Source organism: Streptomyces sp. WM6386 (assembly GCF_000972385.1).
Taxonomy (GTDB): Bacteria; Actinomycetota; Actinomycetes; order Streptomycetales; family Streptomycetaceae; genus Streptomyces.
Map to the genome: position 1 here is coordinate 19,886 of NZ_JXTE01000075.1, position 17,306 is coordinate 37,191.

A 17,306-nucleotide genomic window follows, 5' to 3' on the forward strand; every position below is an offset into this window, starting at 1 on the left:
CAGTCGTCCTTGGGGAGGAGCGCATCCGTCCCCGAACAGTGCGTCAATGGATGCAGGGCCCGTACTGTGGGTTCTGTCGCAGAGCTGAAGCTGGACTCGGTCAGAAGGGGGCGCGCGAAGCCCATGAGCGGTGTCATGAAGCGTATGGGGATGATCTTCCGCGCGAAGGCGAACAAGGCCCTTGACCGGGCCGAGGACCCGCGCGAAACCCTCGATTACTCCTACCAGAAACAGCTGGAGCTGCTCCAGAAGGTGCGCCGAGGCGTGGCGGACGTCGCCACGTCCCGCAAGCGCCTGGAGCTTCAGCTCAACCAGCTGCAGTCACAGTCGTCCAAGCTGGAGGACCAGGGCCGCAAGGCGCTCGCGCTGGGCCGTGAGGACCTGGCCCGCGAGGCGCTCTCCCGCCGTGCCGCCCTCCAGCAGCAGGTGACGGACCTCGAGACACAGCACTCCACGCTCCAGGGCGAGGAGGAGAAGCTCACCCTGGCGGCCCAGCGGCTCCAGGCCAAGGTCGACGCCTTCCGTACGAAGAAGGAGACGATCAAGGCGACGTACACCGCGGCCCAGGCGCAGACCCGCATCGGCGAGGCCTTCTCCGGCATCTCCGAGGAGATGGGCGACGTCGGCATGGCGATCCAGCGTGCCGAGGACAAGACGGCGCAGCTCCAGGCGCGGGCCGGCGCGATCGACGAGTTGCTGGCCTCCGGCGCCCTCGACGACCAGTCCGGCATGCACAAGGACGACATCCAGGCCGAGCTGGACCGGCTCTCCGGTGGTACGGATGTAGAGCTGGAACTGCAGCGCATGAAGGCCGAGCTCGCCGGAGGGTCGTCGTCCCAGCAGGCGATCGAGGGCGGCACCGGTCAACCGCAGTCCCAGCAGCAGCCGCAGGACACCCCGCGCTTCGACAAGCAGTAGGCCCACGCCTTAGGAGGGCGACATGATCGTCAGGATCATGGGGGAGGGGCAGGTGAGACTGGCCGACAGCCACCTCGCCGAGCTGAACAAACTGGACGACGAACTGCTGGCCGAGATGGAGAACGGCGACGGTCCCGGCTTCCGCCGCACCTTCGAGGCTCTGCTGTCCAAGGTCCGAGAACTGGGCGAACCGCTGCCGGACGACGCCCTGGAACCCTCGGACCTCATCCTCCCGTCCCCGGGCGCCACCCTCCAGGAGGTCCGGGACCTGCTCAGCGACGACGGGCTGATTCCCGGTTGAGGGCACGCGCAACGCCGGCCAAGAACACAGGAACCTACAGCTGACCCCCGTTCCAAGCCCCGCAGGGCACCCGTACCGTTGGCAGACGTGAGCACCCTCGAGCGCGTCCGGCACCAGCTGAAGGCGCACCCCATGGCGCTGGACGCCGTACTCGCGGCCGGCGTCCTCGGCTGCATGGTGGCCGGCTCGTTCGTGGACCCGCACGGCCCGGACGGCGTCACCTGGGGCTTCCGCACCCCGGACCTGCTCAGCCTGGTCCTCATCGGCCTCAGCGCCGCGGCCCTCGTCTTCCGCCGCCGCGCCCCGATGACGGTGCTGGCCCTCACGGGCAGCTTCTCGATCGCCGAGTGCGTCACGGGTGATCCCCGCGCCCCCGTCGCCATGTCCGCGGTGATCGCCCTGTTCACCGTCGCCTCCGCCACCGACCGCCCCACCACCTGGCGGGTCGGCCTGCTCACCATGACCGTCCTCACCGCCGCCTCCATGCTCGGCGGCCCACTCCCGTGGTACGCCCAGGAAAACCTCGGCATCTTCGCCTGGACCGGCATCGGCGCCACCGCCGGCGACGCCGTCCGCAGCCGCCGCGCCTTCGTGCAGGCCATCCGGGACCGCGCCGAGAAGGCGGAACGCACCCGCGAGGAGGAGGCCCGCCGCCGCGTCGCGGAGGAACGCCTGCGGATCGCCCGCGATCTGCACGACGTCGTCGCCCACCACATCGCCCTGGTCAACGTGCAGGCGGGCGTCGCCGCACACGTCATGGACAAGCGCCCCGACCAGGCCAAGGAGGCTCTGGCCCATGTACGAGAGGCCAGCCGCTCGGCACTCAACGAACTCCGGGCCACCGTCGGCCTGCTCAGACAGTCCGGCGACCCCGAGGCACCGACCGAGCCCGCTCCCGGCCTGGACCGCCTCGACGAACTCGTCGGCACCTTCCGCAGCGCCGGCCAGCATGTCGAGGTGGCCCGAGCCGACGGCGACACCAAACTCCCCGCCGCCGTCGACCTGGCCGCCTACCGGGTCATCCAGGAAGCCCTCACCAACGTCCAGAAGCACGCCGGTACGGAGGCGAAGGCCGAGGTCAGCGTCGTCCGCGTAGGGCCCAACATCGAGATCACCGTCCTCGACAACGGCGCCGGGGAGGACGACGAGCCGGCCGACGGCGGTGGCCACGGCCTCCTCGGCATGCGCGAGCGGGTCACCGCCCTGCGCGGCACCCTCACCACCGGTCCCCGCTACGGCGGCGGGTTCCGCGTCCATGCGATCCTGCCGGTCAAGACCCGCAGCCGCGCCGCCGACGACGCCGTATGACCGACTCGCGGAACTCCGGAGCACCCCGCGGAAGTTGTCGCAGCACCGAGCCCCCTGCCGCAGAGGACCCCGAATGACCATCCGCGTCCTGCTCGCCGACGACCAGGCACTGCTGCGCAGCGCCTTCCGCGTGCTCGTCGACTCCGAGCCCGACATGGAGGTCGTCGGCGAGGCGTCCGACGGGGCACAGGCGGTGCGCCTCGCCAAGGAGGAGCGGGCCGACGTCGTGCTGATGGACATCCGGATGCCCGGCACCGACGGCCTCGCCGCCACCCGCATGATCAGCGAGGACCCGTCCCTCGCCCAGGTCCGGGTGGTCATCCTGACGACCTTCGAGGTCGACGACTACGTCGTGCAGTCGCTGCGGGCCGGCGCCTCAGGCTTCCTCGGCAAGGGCAGCGAACCCGACGAACTGCTCAGCGCCATCCGGATCGCGGCGGGCGGCGAGGCCCTGCTCTCCCCGGCCGCCACCAAGGGCCTGATCGCCCGCTTCCTCGCCCAGGGCGACGCGGCGGACGACGCCCACGACCCCGCCCGCGCCGCCCGCCTCGACGCGCTCACCGTCCGCGAGCGCGAGGTCCTCGTCCAGGTAGCCGGTGGACACTCCAACGACGAGATCGCCGAGCGCCTCGAAGTCAGCCCCCTCACCGTGAAGACGCACGTCAACCGGGCCATGGCCAAGCTGGGCGCGCGGGACCGGGCACAGCTCGTGGTGATCGCGTACGAGTCCGGGCTGGTACGTCCGAGGGTGGAGTGAGCTCCACCCGCCGTACTGCGGCCGGAGTATGCGCCGCATAAGGAAATGGACCTGGGAGCTACGGATCACCGTCCCCGGAGGGCACAGGGTGTAGGGGCCACTTCTGCCGCTCACAGAATCGAGACCCCCGACCCATGTCCTGGCTGTCGAGATTCAGCCTCGCGCAACGGGCCCTCACAGGCCTGATGTCGATCATCGTGCTCGCCTTCGGGGCGATCGCGATACCCCAGCTCAAGCAGCAGCTGCTGCCCTCCATCGAACTGCCGATGGTGTCCGTGCTCGCCCCCTACCAGGGCGCCTCACCGGATGTCGTCGAGAAGCAGGTCGTCGAGCCCATCGAGGACAGCCTCGAAGCGGTGGACGGCATCGAGGGAGTCACCTCCACGGCCAGTGAGGGCAACGCCATCATCATGGCGTCCTTCGACTACGGCAGCGGCACCAAGCAGCTCGTCGCCGACGTCCAGCAGGCCGTCAACCGGGCCCGCGCCCAGCTGCCGGACGACGTCGACCCGCAGGTCGTCGCCGGCTCCACGGACGACATGCCGACCGTTGTCCTCGCGGTCACCTCCGACAAGGACCAGCAGGCCCTGGCCGACCAGCTCGACCGGACCGTCGTGCCGGACCTGAAGGCCATCGACGGCGTCGGTCAGGTCACCGTCGACGGCGTCCGCGACCTCCAGGTCACCGTCACCCCGGACGACACGAAGCTCACCAAGGCGGGCCTCACCTCGGTCGCCCTCGCCCAGGCCCTGCAGGCGGGCGGCGCGACCGTCCCGGCCGGCTCCTTCGACGAGGACGGCGCCAACCGCACCGTCCAGGTCGGCGGCGGCTTCACCTCGGTCGAGCAGATCCAGGGCCTGATGGTCACCGGCCAGGCCGGAAAGAAGCCGGTCCGCCTCGGTGACGTGGCCACGGTCGAGCAGGAGCAGGCCGCGGCCGACTCCCTCACCCGCACCGACGGCAGGCCCAGCCTCGCGGTCATGGTGACGATGGACCAGGACGGCAGCGCGGTCGCCATCTCCGACGCGGTCGAGGACAAGCTCGCCGACATGCGGGGGGATCTCGGCTCGGACGCGACGGTCACCGTCGTCAGCGACCAGGGCCCCGCGGTCGCGAAGGCCATCGACGGCCTGACCACCGAGGGCGCGCTCGGCCTGCTCTTCGCGGTCCTCGTCATCCTGGTCTTCCTGGCGTCGGTCCGCTCGACCCTGGTCACGGCGGTGTCCATCCCGCTGTCGGTGGTCCTCGCCCTGATCGTGCTCTGGACCCGCGACCTCTCGCTCAACATGCTGACGCTGGGCGCGCTGACCATCGCCATCGGCCGGGTCGTCGACGACTCCATCGTGGTCCTGGAGAACATCAAGCGGCACCTCGGCTACGGCGAGGAGCGCGAGCCCGCGATCCTGAACGCCGTCCGCGAGGTGGCCGGAGCGGTCACCTCCTCCACCCTCACCACGGTCGCCGTCTTCCTGCCGATCGGTCTGGTCGGCGGCATGGTGGGCGAGCTGTTCGGCTCCTTCAGCCTGACGGTCACGGCCGCCCTGCTGGCATCGCTGCTCGTGTCCCTGACGGTCGTCCCGGTCCTGTCGTACTGGTTCCTGCGCGCCCCCAAGGGCACCCCGGCCGACGCCGAGGAAGCCCGCCGCCTGGCGGAGGAGAAGGAGGCGAAGAGCAGGCTCCAGCGCCTCTACGTCCCCGTCCTGCGGTTCGCGACCCGCCGGCGCCTGACCAGCGTGCTGATCGCCGTGGTGATCCTCATCGGCACGTTCGGCATGTCCGGACTGCTGAAGACCAACTTCTTCGACCAGGGCGAGCAGGAAGTCCTCACCGTCAAGCAGGAGTTGAAGCCCGGTACCAGCCTGGCGGCCACCGACGAGCAGGCCAAGAAGGTCGAGGGGCTGCTCGACGGCACCAAGGGCGTCAAGGACTACCAGGTCACCGTCGGCTCGTCCGGCTTCATGGCGGCCTTCGGCGGCGGCACGGACACCAACCAGGCCTCGTACCAGGTGATGCTGGACGACTCGGCCTCGTACAAGGACGTGCAGGACCGCATCGAAGCGGGCCTGAGGAAGCTCGACGGGATCGGTACGACGACCATCGCGGCCGGCGACGGCTTCGGCGGCCAGGACCTCAGCGTGGTCGTGAAGGCGGCCGACGCCGGCGTCCTGCGCGAGGCGTCGGAGGAGGTCCGCAAGACGGTCGCGGGCCTGGACGACGTCACCGACGTGACGAGCGACCTGGCGCAGAGCGTGCCGCGCGTCTCGGTGAAGGCCAACAGCAAGGCCGCGGCGGCCGGTTACAACGACCAGACCCTCGGTGCGGCCGTCGCCGAGGCGGTCAGGGGCACCACGGCCGCCAAGGCGATCCTGGACGACACCGAGCGCGACGTCGTCATCAAGTCGGCGAAGCCGGCGCAGACCCTGGACGAGCTGAGGAACCTGAAGCTCGGCCCGGTGAAGCTGGGTGACATCGCCACGGTGAAGCTGGCGGACGGCCCGGTCTCGATGACGAGGATCGACGGCCAGCGCGCGGCGACCATCACCGCCAAGCCGACGGGCGACAACACGGGCGCCGTGAGCCAGGACCTCACGGCCGAGCTCGACGCCCTGAAGCTCCCGGAGGGCGCCACGGCCTCGATCGGCGGCGTCACCTCGGACCAGGACAGCGCGTTCAAGAACCTGGGCCTGGCGATGCTCGCGGCGATCGCGATCGTCTTCATGCTGCTGGTGGCGACGTTCCGTTCGCTGGCCCAGCCGCTGATCCTGCTGGTCTCCATCCCGTTCGCCGCGACGGGCGCCATCGGCCTCCTCATCATCACGGACACCCCGATGGGCGTCCCCGCGATGATCGGCATGCTGATGCTCATCGGCATCGTGGTGACGAACGCGATCGTGCTGATCGACCTCATCAACCAGTACCGCAAGCAGGGGTACTCGACGGTGGACGCCGTCATCGAGGGCGGCCGCCACCGGCTCCGCCCGATCCTGATGACGGCCCTGGCGACGATCTTCGCCCTGCTCCCGATGGCCCTCGGGGTCACCGGCGAGGGCGGCTTCATCGCCCAGCCGCTGGCGGTGGTCGTGATCGGTGGCCTGATCACGTCGACGCTGTTGACCCTCCTTCTGGTCCCGACGCTCTACACGATGCTGGAGCTCCGCAAGGAGCGCCGCGCGAAGAAGCGGGCGGCCAAGAAGGCGAAGAAGGCCCAGAAGGCTCAGGCACCGGCCCAGCCGGAACCCGCGGGCGTGTGACGCCCGCGACGGCCGGGTTCTGGACGACGACAGTCCGGAGCCCGGCCGTCGGCGTTTCGGCGTTCTGTATCTTGTGGCTCGAACTGCTTTACGGTGAAGGGGATCCCGGTCGTGCCACTGCACAAGGACGATCCGAAATCGGTCGGCGGGTACAAGCTGGTCGACCGGCTCGGCTCCGGAGGCATGGGGGTCGTCTACTGGGGCAGATCGCGCTCGGGCCGTGACGTCGCCGTCAAGGTGGTGCACGCCCAGTACGCGGAGGACAAGGTCTTCCGCGCCCGCTTCCGGCACGAGATCGAGTCCGTCCGCAAGGTCAGCGGCGCCTTCACCGCGCCCGTGGTGGACGCCGACCCGGAGGCGATACGTCCCTGGATGGCGACCCAGTACGTCCCCGGCAGCTCCCTCGCCGAACGGATCCGCGACCACGGAGCCCTCAAGGGCGCCGAACTGCGGCGGCTGGCCCTGGGGTTGGTGGAGGCGCTGGAGGACATCCACCGGGCCGGAGTGGTGCACCGGGACCTCAAGCCCGCCAACGTCCTGATGGCCGAGGACGGCCCCCGCGTCATCGACTTCGGCATCTCCCGCGCCGCCGAGAACCACCAGACCCTGACCGAGACCGGCCAGATGATCGGCACCCCGCCCTTCATGTCACCGGAACAGTTCACCGACGCCCGTACGGTCGGACCCGCCTCGGACGTCTTCTCGCTCGCCGCGCTCCTGGTCTTCTCGGCCACCGGACGCGGCCCCTTCGACGCCGACAGCCCGTATCTGACCGCCTTCCGGGTCGTCCACGAGGCGCCCGGACTGGACGGTGTGCCGCAGCCGTTGCGCGCGGTCCTGGAGCGCTGCCTGGTCAAGGAGCCCGCAGACCGGCCCCGACTTGACGTGCTGGCCAAGGAGTTCGCCGAGGCCCTGCCCGAGCCCGACCCCATGGACCCGGACACCACGACCCTGCGTCTGGCCGACCTGAAGGCCGTCGAGGAGACCTACGGCGGCGCCGACCCGGCGACGGTGACCGGCCTGCCGAAGCCGCGCGGCCGGACCCGGAGGGGCCGCCGCCCCCTGCTGGTGACCGTCGGCACGCTGGGCGCGGTGAGCCTCGGCCTGCTCGGGTACATACGCTTCGGCCCGGGATTCTCGGACACCCCCCAGGAGACGAGCTCGGTCGCCGCGTCCGGGGCCACCCGCTGGTCGGCGGTGCCCAAGGACTGGCAGGCCTGGCAGTCGACGATGTTCGAGACCGCACGGTCGGGCGAGGTCCACCCGCTGGCGAAGGCCGGCGAGGACACGAGCGACGCCACCTGCCAGACGTACGAGAACGCGGTCTACTGCGCGGGCAACACGATCCTCCCGGTCCGCCTGGACGGCCGTACCGGCGCCACCGTCTGGCGCTCCGCCCTCGCGACCTCCGCCGAGGGCGCGGACTCGTCGGGGCACAGCTTCACACTCCTCGGAGTGCGGGACGACGCGATGATCCTTCAGCACGACGTCTTCGCGGCCGACGGGAGCACCAGTTCGAGCATCGTCGCCCTCGACACCGAGACCGGCGACCAGCTGTGGGCCCGCGACCGGGGAGCGCCGAGCGCCGACCAGCTCCTGGCCGGCGACCTCGTCATGACCCCTGACACCAGCGGCCGGCTGGTGACGGCCCGTTCCCCGCGCACCGGCACCGACCTCTGGACCACACAGCTGCCCGCCGCCGACTACTGCACCTTCGAGACGGCGGACTCCCGCCTGTACGCGTACTGCTTTCCGGACGACGGGTCCAAGGACGCCGTACTCCTGGAACTGAACAAGACCGACGGAACAGTGCGCCGACGTCTGAGCACCCCGAACGGGAGCGGTCTGCTCGGGACCGTCGACGGCCGCCTCGCCGTCGCCGTCGCGGTCAACGGCGGCTCCGGCCCGGCCCGCCTCGAGGAGAACACCTTCGACGAGATCCGGCTCCTCGACCCGGACACCGGCGCCACGACCACGAGCAGGCTCACGCAGACCTACAAAAGCTCGATCCGCCTCGCCGCCGGCACCGTCTGGATCACCGGAGCCAACGGCCAGGTCACCGCGGTCTCCCCTCTGACCGGCAAACAGCTCTGGCAGACCCGAACGAGCGCCGAGGACTCGGGCCGGCCCACCTACGACCCCACCACCCACACGCTCTACCTGGCCAGCATCAGCGGCCGGGTCGCCGCCCTCGACTCCCGCAAGGGCACGCTGCTCTGGGAGACCGGCGCCCGGGCCGACCAGCTCGCCAGCGGCGAAACGACCAAGTCCAAGGTGTCGCTGGACGGCGGGGCGGTGGTCGTGAACACACCGAACGGGGCGGTCTTCAGCCTGGACCCCGCTCACCCCGAGGGGTGAGCGGGCGCCGCAGGAGTCCTACGGCAGCGCCAGCATCCGCTCCAGCGCCAGCTTCGCGAACGCCTCGGTCTCCTTGTCGACCTCGATGCGGTTGACGAGGTTGCCCTCGGCGAGGGACTCCAGGGTCCAGACGAGGTGGGGCAGGTCGATGCGGTTCATGGTCGAGCAGAAGCAGACCGTCTTGTCGAGGAAGACGATCTCCTTGCCCTCGGGAGCGAAACGGTTCGCGAGCCGTCGTACGAGATTCAGCTCGGTCCCGATGGCCCACTTGGAGCCGGCCGGAGCGGCCTCCAGGGCCTTGATGATGTACTCGGTCGAGCCGGCGTAGTCCGCCGCGGCCACGACCTCGTGCTTGCACTCGGGGTGCACCAGGACGTTCACGCCCGGGATCCGCTCGCGCACGTCCCGCACCGACTCCAGGCTGAAGCGGCCGTGCACCGAGCAGTGCCCCCGCCACAGGATCATCTTCGCGGCCCGCAGCTCCTCGGCGGTCAGCCCGCCGTTCGGCTTGTGCGGGTTGTAGAGGACGCAGTCCTCCAGCGTCATCCCCATGTCCCGCACGGCCGTGTTCCGGCCGAGGTGCTGGTCGGGGAGGAAGAGAACCTTCTCGCCCTGCTCGAAGGCCCACTCAAGAGCGTTCTTGGCGTTCGACGAGGTGCAGATCGTGCCGCCGTGCTTGCCCGTGAACGCCTTGATGTCCGCGGAGGAGTTCATGTACGAGACGGGCACGACCTGCTCGGCTATCCCGGCCTCGGTCAGTACGTCCCAGCACTCGGCGACCTGCTCGGCGGTGGCCATGTCGGCCATCGAGCACCCGGCGGCCAGGTCCGGCAGCACGACCTTCTGGTCGTCGCCGGTCAGGATGTCCGCGGACTCCGCCATGAAGTGCACACCGCAGAACACGATGTACTCGGCCTCCGGGCGCGCTGCCGCGTCCCGGGCCAGCTTGAAGGAGTCACCCGTGACGTCGGCGAACTGGATGACCTCGTCGCGCTGGTAGTGGTGGCCGAGCACGAAGACCTTGTCCCCGAGCTTCTCCTTGGCCGCGCGGGCACGCTCCACCAGGTCCGGGTCGGACGGCGAGGGCAGGTCGCCGGGGCACTCGACACCCCGCTCGCTCTTCGGGTCGGCCTCACGGCCGAGGAGCAGCAGGGCGAGAGGACTCGGCTGTACGTCGAGCTCCGTGGTCTGGGCGGTGGTCACGGCACGCACCCTTTCTGTTCTGCGGGAGTGCTTTTCGTCGAACTGACGTTATCTATCATAACCCGGTTCACGTCACTTTGACGATGGTCATAGCGTCGATGTGACATGAATCCCGGTCCCGGTACCGGCGGCGATCTCCGGGCCGCTGTTCGCTTCGTCGCGGGTGTGCGAGCATGAAAGAACAGGCGAAAAGACAAGTCGCTCGGCCCGGAATGAATCCGCGGCCCCGACGGTTGCAACTGTCGGCAAGCAGTCTCCGTACAACCCGGGAGAGATGTAGATGTCCGTATCGGACGAGAAGACCACTGTCAGCGACGGCATCCTCCTGTCCGACGCCGCCGCGGCGAAGGTCAAGGCCCTGCTCGACCAGGAAGGCCGTGACGACCTGGCCCTGCGCGTGGCCGTTCAGCCCGGTGGCTGCTCGGGCCTGCGCTACCAGCTCTTCTTCGACGAGCGCTCCCTCGACGGCGACGTCGTCAAGGACTTCGGCGGCGTCAAGGTCGTCACCGACCGCATGAGCGCTCCCTACCTGGGCGGCGCGTCGATCGACTTCGTCGACACCATCGAGAAGCAGGGCTTCACGATCGACAACCCGAACGCGACGGGCTCCTGCGCCTGCGGCGACTCGTTCAACTAAATCCGTACGCCCGGCTGTGACCGCGAGGTCCAGCCGAATCCGTACGACAGTGAAGGCGGCGGCCCCCTCCGACGGGGCCGCCGCCTTCATGTGCTCCGGGGTGTGCGGACTACCGCGCCCCGGACGTCTCCGGCAGCCGTGCCCCCGCCTTCTCCAGCGGGATCCCGGTGCCGTCCGTCCCCACGACCTTCCGGTCGCCCACGGGCTCGTCCAGCTGCACCGTCGCGTGGTAGATCTTCGCGATCATGATGCAGATCTTCTTGTCCGGCCAGGGCGTCTCGGTCACCTGGACCGTCACATGGTCGGAGCCCTCGACCACCGACGCCTTGTAGTCGGCGCAGACCCCGCCCGTATAGGTCACGGTGAGCTCGTCGCCCTCGGTGGTGTAGCCCTCCACCGTCACGTCACGTTCGGCCGGCGCCGCGGTCGGCTCGTCGGGGCCGGGACCGGTCGGCCGCGGGCTCGGCGGGGCCGTCGGTTCGTCGGTGGGCTCCGCGGACGGTGTGGCCGAGGCCAGGTACTTCGGGTCGATCGCGGGATACGTCACCGTGAAGCCGTCCTGCGCGCCGGACGCCCGCACCTCGAACAGCCACGACGGCACCAGGGCCTGCCGGGCGTCCACGTAGTGCGAGGCCAGCCCGAACACGGCCTTCTCGACCGTGATCGTCTCCTGCTTCGGCGTACTGGTCCCCTCCGACCCGCAGGGCGCCTCAAGGCGGTCCTTGAGCGGTACGGAGGTGGCGCATCCGCCGATGCCCATGCGGTGGTCGGTCGCCGGCACCGCGTTCAACAGGTCCAGCGCCTTCTCGGCGCTCACGACGGGGTACGTGTCGCTCTTCGCCGGCGTCCTCAACTGACCGCTGCCGCCGACCACTTCGCCCTGCGCGTTGACGGTGACCCCGGTCGTCCAGCCGTGCGTCGGCAGCCCGCCGACCACCGGATCGGCGTTCACCACGCGCTGGGCGCCCATGACCTGGCTCGCGTCGACCTTCGCGTCGTCCTGCCCGACCGCCTTCAGTACCGGCGCCGCCGCCTTCTTCGCGGCCTCCTCGCTCACCGGGTCACCGGCCGGTGCGGCGGGGTCGCTCGCACATACGGTCTCGCTCTGGCAGTCGTCGGTGCCCGGCGTGTAGCGGTGGAACGTCCACGCCCCCGGCGCCTGCTGATTCACCTGGAGGCTCGGCCCGGCCGTCTCCTGCCCGCCCACCTTCCAGGCCTTGCCCTCCAGAACGGGCGTCCCGTCCACCCCGAGCGCCTTCGCCAGCCGGGCCACGTCGTCCTTGGTGACCTCGCCGGTCGCCCGGTACACGGGGGCCTCACCGGGGCCGTCCGGCAGCGTGGCGCCGGCCTGATAGATGACGCCGTACGGGTTGGGCTCACCCGGCGCGATGCCGCTCGTGCCGCCGTCGCCCCCCGTGTACCCGTCGAGGTTGAGCAGCGGGGGAGTGTCGTCGCCGTTCGCCCCGGACGTCGTACCACCACCGCCGGACCCGCCGGAGGCCGAGGCGGCGAGATACGCCCCACCACCCCCGACGAGCAGCACGGCGGCCGCGACGGAGGCGACGAGCACGGGGGAGCGCCGCCGGGCGGCGTGCGGGACCTCGGGCTCGCCGTCCCGGGGAATCTCCTGCTCGGAAACGTCGGAAGCGTCGGAAGCTCCGTCGGGCCCGGAAGCCCCGGAAGCTTCGCCGGGTTCGGAAGACTCGTCGGCCCCGGAAGCCCCGGCGGGCTCGGGAATCTCGTCGGGCTCGGAAGCCCCGGTAGCTCCGGCGGGCTCGGGGATCTCGGGAGCTCCGGCGGGTTCGGAAGACTCGTCGGCCCCGGCAACTGTGTCGGGTTCGAAAGACTCGTTGGGCTCGGAAGCCCCGGCGGGCTCGGGAATCTCGTCAGGCTCGGGAGCCTCGGTAGCTCCGGCGGGTTCGGAAGACTCGTCGGCCCCGGCAACTGTGTCGGGTTCGGAAGACTCGTCGGGCTCGGAAGCCCCGGAAGCCCCGGCGGGCTCGGGAGCCTCGCTGGCCCCGTCCGCTGCGGAAGTCTCGGCGACCCCGGAAGCCTCGGACGCCCCCGCGGCGTCCTCCTGGGGAGCCTCCCCGGGGGCCTCCGTCTCAGGGGCCCCCTCCGCCGCCGTACCGCCGTCTTCGTCGGCGATCTCGGCGACCCCGGCACCCTCATCGGCGCCCGTGGCCTTGCCGACCTCGGCGTCGTCGTCGTTGTCGGGTCGCTCGGTGTTCACCGCATCGCTCCTTCGGCCGCGCATCTGTCCCTATGACCCTGACCCGGCCCTGTCAAAACGGCCGGCTGGAGGGTCGTATCCCACATCCCCTTTACGGGGGACAGCGATGGGACGCAGCGGGGGAGCGCATGGTTCCCCGGAAGGCGCTGTTTCAGTCGCCGTAGTCCGACATCGCGTCCAGCAGCCGGGCGGACTCGGTCGGAACGGTCACGCCGTGGATGAGTGAGGGGGAGACGGGAAGGGCGGCGACCCGGTCGGGAGCCAGCCAGTGCGGAGCCATCCGGGCACAGTCGCCGAGCAGCGCCGCGAGATCGCCGTCCAGGTCGGCCGGAACGGGGGCGTGGACCTTGAGGTTCGTCATGACGGCACCGTATGCAGGTCGGAGCCCGCGAAGAAAGATCTACTATCGGGTAGTTTTGGCGGCTTCTGAGCCCCGTGCCGACCGGGTAGCGTGAACTGTCAATAAACCCTCCCCTCAGGAGAGTCCTCGCCGTGCGCATCGCAGTCACCGGCTCCATCGCCACCGACCACCTCATGACCTTCCCCGGCCGCTTCGCCGACCAGCTCGTCGCGGACCAGTTGCACACGGTCTCGCTCTCCTTCCTGGTCGACAATCTGGACGTACGCCGGGGCGGCGTAGGCGCGAACATCGCCTTCGGTATGGGCCAGCTCGGCACCGCGCCGATCCTGGTCGGCGCCGCGGGTTTCGACTTCGACGAGTACCGGGCCTGGCTGGACCGCCATGGCGTCGACACCGCGTCCGTCCGTATCTCCGAGACGCTGCACACCGCGCGCTTCGTCTGCACCACCGACGCCGACCACAACCAGATCGGCTCCTTCTACACCGGTGCGATGAGCGAGGCCCGCCTCATCGAGCTGAAGACCGTCGCCGACCGTGTGAGCGGCCTCGACCTGGTCCTCATCGGCGCCGACGACCCCGAGGGGATGCTCCGTCACACGGAGGAGTGCCGGTCGCGCGGCATTCCGTTCGCCGCGGACTTCTCCCAGCAGATCGCCCGTATGAACGGCGACGAGATCCGGATACTGCTGGACGGCGCGACGTACCTGTTCTCCAACGAGTACGAGAAGGGCCTCATCGAGTCGAAGACCGGCTGGACGGACGAGGAGATCCTCGCCAAGGTCGGCCACCGGGTCACGACCCTGGGCTCGCGCGGTGTCCGTGTCGAGCAGGTCGGTCAGGACCCGATCGAGGTCGGCTGCGCGGAGGAGGAGCGCAAGGCCGATCCCACGGGCGTGGGTGACGCGTTCCGTGCGGGGTTCCTGTCGGGACTGGCGTGGGGGGTCTCGCTGGAGCGTGCGGCGCAGGTCGGGTGCATGCTGGCGACGCTGGTGATCGAGACGGTGGGTACGCAGGAGTACCAGCTGCGTCGGGGGCACTTCATGGAGCGGTTCACCAAGGCGTACGGGCATGAGGCCGCGGCTGAGGTTCAGGGGTATCTGGGCTGAGTTCGCCGTCTTGTGGGTGCGTGGGGGCTGGTCGCGCAGTTCCCCGCGCCCCTGAAAGACGGGTGGGTCACCTCAGCCGGCGGATCAAGTACGCCGTTCCCTTTTCCGCCGGCTCCTCGCCCACGTACTCCTGCTCCCGCATTTCGCACCACGCGGGGATGTCCAGTCGTGCTGCCTCGTCGTCCGAGAGGACCCTGATCAGGCCGCCCACCGTGACATCCCCGATGACCTTCGCGAGCTCGATCACCGGGATCGGGCACCGCTTGCCCAGGGCGTCGACGACGAGTTCGTCCTCCTTCATGACCGCCACCGGCGTCGGCGCGCCCAGGTTCTCCCGTACCCCCGACACCGCCCCCGGCAGCACGGCGAGGAACCTCTCCACGTCCTCCGCCGTCGCCCCTCGTGGCAACGAGATCCGCACATTCCCCTCACTCAGCACCCCCATCGCCTTCAGCACATGGCTGGGCGTCAGCGTGCTGCTCGTGCAGGACGAGCCGGATGAAACGGAGAAACCCTCCCGGTCCAGCTCGTGCAGCAGTGTCTCCCCGTCGACATAGAGACAGGAGAAGGTGACGATCCCGGGCAACCGCCGCTCCGGATCCCCCACCACCTCCACATCCGGCACCAGCTGCGGCACCCGCACCCGGATGCGCTCCGTCAGCTCCCGCAGCCGTACCGCCTCTTGGGCCGCCTCGGCCCGCACGGCCCGCAGCGAGGCCGCTGCCGCGACGATCGCCGGAAGGTTCTCGAAGCCGTACCCCCTTTCGTCCGTGGGCCCTTGAGCGGCGAACCGCACTCCTTTGCGGACGACGAGCAGCCCGACCCCCGCCGGGCCACCCCATTTGTGCGCACTCCCGGCGAGCACCGACCACTCACCCTCGACCGGGCCCCAGGCCAGCGATTGCGCCGCGTCCACCAGCAACGGCACCCCGGCGGCCCGACAGACCTCGGCGACCTCCGTGACCGGCTGCACGGTCCCCACCTCATGGTTGGCGGACTGAAGACAGGCCAGCGCGGTGTCCGACCGAAGCCCGGATGCGAATCCTGCGGGGTCCACCCGCCCCGTACGGTCGACACTCACTCGAGTGACCGAACCGCCCTCCTTCTCCTGAGCTTCGGCCGAATGGAGCACGGAGGAATGTTCAACCGCTGACACGATCAGGTGACGCCCGACGCGTCGCCGCCCGGCCAACGCCCCGGCGACACCAGCGTGCACAGCCGCGGTCCCGGACGGGGTGAAGCCGAGTTCGTCCACCCGGCACCCGACAGCCTCGGCGGCGGCCTCCCGAGCAGCGTCCAGCAGCAACCGAGCCCTCCGCCCTTCCCGGTAGAGCCGTGCGGGGTCAGCCCACCCCTCGTCCAGGGAGGCCAACAGCGCCTGACGAGCAACAGGATGAAGGGGGGCACTGGAAGCAGCGTCGAAGTAGGACACGCGCCAACGCTAACGCCGTCAGGGGCGCGGGGCTGTGTCCATGTGCGGCTCCGCCGCGGGGCGCGATCAGCCCAAACAACCCGCAGCCGCCATTCCAGCGAACCGCCCAACCCACTAGGCCCCCCTCCCCGCGAACCCTCGGAGAGCGTCGGCTAGGGTTTGGTCCGCATAAACATCCAAACCCCTGCCCGACGCAGGGCGGCGACCGACCACCGAGTAAGGCAGGCCGCAGCCAATACGCGCGGGCGAGACTCTCGGGAAGGCGCTACGTGAGTCCCAACGGCTCCGACCGCTCGCCGCGGCGCCCGATGCGGCGGAAGCTGCTGCAGGCAATGACCGCGGGCCTGGTCCTGGCGACCGCGACCGGTTGCACATACAAGGACTTCCCCCGCCTTGGTATGCCCACCCCCACCACCGAAGAGGCTCCGCGGATCCTCTCCCTGTGGCAGGGCTCGTGGGCGGCCGCGCTCGCCACCGGCGTGCTGGTCTGGGGCCTGATCCTGTGGAGCGCCATGTTCCACCGGCGCAGCCGCACCAAGGTCGAGGTTCCTCCGCAGACCCGGTACAACATGCCCATCGAGGCGCTGTACACGGTGGTCCCCCTCATCATCGTCTCGGTGCTCTTCTACTTCACGGCTCGTGACGAGTCGAAGCTCCTGAGCCTCGACAAGAAGCCCGACGTCACCGTCAACGTCGTCGGCTTCCAGTGGAGCTGGGGCTTCAACTACGTCGAGAACGTCGACGGTTCCACCGGTGACGCGAAGACCGACAAGAACCTGGACGCGATTCCGCAGCGGTTCAAGGACCAGTTCCCGGCGAACGCCGGCGGTGTCTACGACGTCGGTACGCCCGGCACGCGGAACCCGCAGACCAACAACCCGGGTCCGACCCTCTGGCTCCCCAAGGGCAAGACGGTCCGCTTCATCCTCACCTCGCGTGACGTCATCCACTCCTTCTGGGTGGTGCCGTTCCTGATGAAGCAGGACGTCATCCCGGGGCACACCAACTCCTTCCAGGTGACCCCCAACAAGGAGGGCACCTTCCTGGGCAAGTGTGCCGAGCTCTGCGGCGTCGACCACTCCCGAATGCTGTTCAACGTGAAGGTCGTCTCTCCCGAGCGCTACGAGCAGCACCTCAAGGAACTCGCCGAGAAGGGGCAGACCGGTTACGTTCCCGCGGGCATCGAGCAGACCGCCCACGAGAAGAACCGGGAGACGAACAACCTGTGAGCATCCTCAACGAACCCCAGGGTGCCGCGGCAGAGTCCCACTACGCGGACGAACTGCCGGTCCGGCGCAAGCAGCCCGGCAACGTCGTGATCAAGTGGCTCACCACCACTGACCACAAGACGATCGGAACGCTGTATCTGGTCACGTCGTTCGCGTTCTTCTGCATCGGTGGTCTGCTGGCGCTGTTCATGCGCGCCGAGCTGGCCCGCCCC

At 69.8% G+C, this 17,306-nt stretch carries 13 protein-coding genes and 1 pseudogene; 10 read left to right on the forward strand and 4 right to left on the reverse strand.

What is annotated here, in order from left to right:
* Positions 1-150: 150 nt before the first annotated feature.
* The 6 genes from TN53_RS33875 to TN53_RS33900 all read left to right on the forward strand — a co-directional run bounded on the left by TN53_RS33875 (position 151) and on the right by TN53_RS33900 (position 8,893).
* Positions 151-918: a PspA/IM30 family protein gene (locus TN53_RS33875; protein ID WP_046262621.1), complete on the forward strand. Its 768-nt coding sequence runs from the start codon at positions 151-153 to the stop codon at positions 916-918.
* A 22-nt stretch (positions 919-940) separates the two neighbouring features.
* Entirely contained in the window at positions 941-1,219 is a 279-nt protein-coding gene (pspAA, locus tag TN53_RS33880) for a PspA-associated protein PspAA (RefSeq protein WP_046262611.1), read from the forward strand.
* An 87-nt stretch (positions 1,220-1,306) separates the two neighbouring features.
* Positions 1,307-2,527 carry a sensor histidine kinase gene (locus tag TN53_RS33885; RefSeq protein ID WP_046262622.1) on the forward strand — a complete coding sequence of 407 codons (1,221 nt, stop codon included), beginning with the start codon at positions 1,307-1,309 and terminating at the stop codon, positions 2,525-2,527.
* A gap of 73 nt (positions 2,528-2,600) precedes the next feature.
* The gene (locus TN53_RS33890; RefSeq protein WP_046262612.1) at positions 2,601-3,284 is read left to right on the forward strand and encodes a response regulator; all 684 of its coding nucleotides are present in this window, start codon (positions 2,601-2,603) and stop codon (positions 3,282-3,284) included.
* Between the two features lie 134 nt (positions 3,285-3,418).
* Positions 3,419-6,535, forward strand: a complete 3,117-nt coding sequence (locus TN53_RS33895; protein WP_046262613.1) for an efflux RND transporter permease subunit — start codon at positions 3,419-3,421, stop codon at positions 6,533-6,535.
* A 111-nt stretch (positions 6,536-6,646) separates the two neighbouring features.
* Positions 6,647-8,893, forward strand: coding sequence for a protein kinase domain-containing protein (locus TN53_RS33900; protein ID WP_046262623.1), 2,247 nt, complete (start codon positions 6,647-6,649; stop codon positions 8,891-8,893).
* Positions 8,894-8,911: 18 nt separating this feature from the next.
* On the opposite strand, the gene nadA is transcribed toward TN53_RS33900, so the two are convergent.
* A complete protein-coding gene (gene nadA, locus TN53_RS33905) occupies positions 8,912-10,096 on the reverse strand; it encodes a quinolinate synthase NadA (protein WP_046262624.1) in 1,185 nt (394 codons plus the stop codon).
* 280 nt (positions 10,097-10,376) lie between these two features.
* Between nadA and TN53_RS33910 the strand changes: the two genes are divergently transcribed.
* Entirely contained in the window at positions 10,377-10,733 is a 357-nt protein-coding gene (locus tag TN53_RS33910; RefSeq protein ID WP_046262614.1) for an iron-sulfur cluster assembly accessory protein, read from the forward strand.
* Positions 10,734-10,842: 109 nt separating this feature from the next.
* On the opposite strand, the gene TN53_RS33915 is transcribed toward TN53_RS33910, so the two are convergent.
* The gene (locus tag TN53_RS33915) at positions 10,843-12,966 is read right to left on the reverse strand and encodes a hypothetical protein (protein WP_046262615.1); all 2,124 of its coding nucleotides are present in this window, start codon (positions 12,964-12,966) and stop codon (positions 10,843-10,845) included.
* Between the two features lie 151 nt (positions 12,967-13,117).
* Positions 13,118-13,327, reverse strand: a complete 210-nt coding sequence (locus TN53_RS33920) for a hypothetical protein (protein WP_046262616.1) — start codon at positions 13,325-13,327, stop codon at positions 13,118-13,120.
* 131 nt (positions 13,328-13,458) lie between these two features.
* On the opposite strand from TN53_RS33920, the gene TN53_RS33925 reads away from it, so the two are divergent.
* Entirely contained in the window at positions 13,459-14,433 is a 975-nt protein-coding gene (locus TN53_RS33925; RefSeq protein WP_046262617.1) for a carbohydrate kinase family protein, read from the forward strand.
* A gap of 67 nt (positions 14,434-14,500) precedes the next feature.
* Here TN53_RS33925 and TN53_RS33930 read toward each other — a convergent pair whose 3' ends face one another.
* The gene (locus TN53_RS33930; RefSeq protein ID WP_095046882.1) at positions 14,501-15,865 is read right to left on the reverse strand and encodes a cysteine desulfurase/sulfurtransferase TusA family protein; all 1,365 of its coding nucleotides are present in this window, start codon (positions 15,863-15,865) and stop codon (positions 14,501-14,503) included.
* A gap of 269 nt (positions 15,866-16,134) precedes the next feature.
* Here TN53_RS33930 and coxB point away from each other — a divergent pair, with 269 nt between their 5' ends.
* Together coxB and TN53_RS33940 are read left to right on the forward strand one after the other, a co-directional pair.
* Positions 16,135-17,094: a cytochrome c oxidase subunit II gene (gene coxB / locus TN53_RS33935; protein ID WP_046262619.1), complete on the forward strand. Its 960-nt coding sequence runs from the start codon at positions 16,135-16,137 to the stop codon at positions 17,092-17,094.
* A pseudogene (locus TN53_RS33940) lies at positions 17,091-17,306 on the forward strand (cytochrome ubiquinol oxidase subunit I); the annotation flags it as partial. The gene coxB and the pseudogene TN53_RS33940, both read left to right, overlap by 4 nt.

Bases quoted from the DNA above. Each gene is read 5' to 3' on its own strand.
- pspAA (WP_046262611.1), top strand. From the start codon at position 941: ATGATCGTCAGGATCATGGGGGAGGGGCAGGTGAGACTGGCCGACAGC.
- TN53_RS33910 (WP_046262614.1), top strand. From the start codon at position 10,377: ATGTCCGTATCGGACGAGAAGACCACTGTCAGCGACGGCATCCTCCTG.
- TN53_RS33920 (WP_046262616.1), bottom strand. From the start codon at position 13,327: ATGACGAACCTCAAGGTCCACGCCCCCGTTCCGGCCGACCTGGACGGC.
- TN53_RS33890 (WP_046262612.1), top strand. From the start codon at position 2,601: ATGACCATCCGCGTCCTGCTCGCCGACGACCAGGCACTGCTGCGCAGC.
- TN53_RS33875 (WP_046262621.1), top strand. From the start codon at position 151: ATGATCTTCCGCGCGAAGGCGAACAAGGCCCTTGACCGGGCCGAGGAC.
- TN53_RS33895 (WP_046262613.1), top strand. From the start codon at position 3,419: ATGTCCTGGCTGTCGAGATTCAGCCTCGCGCAACGGGCCCTCACAGGC.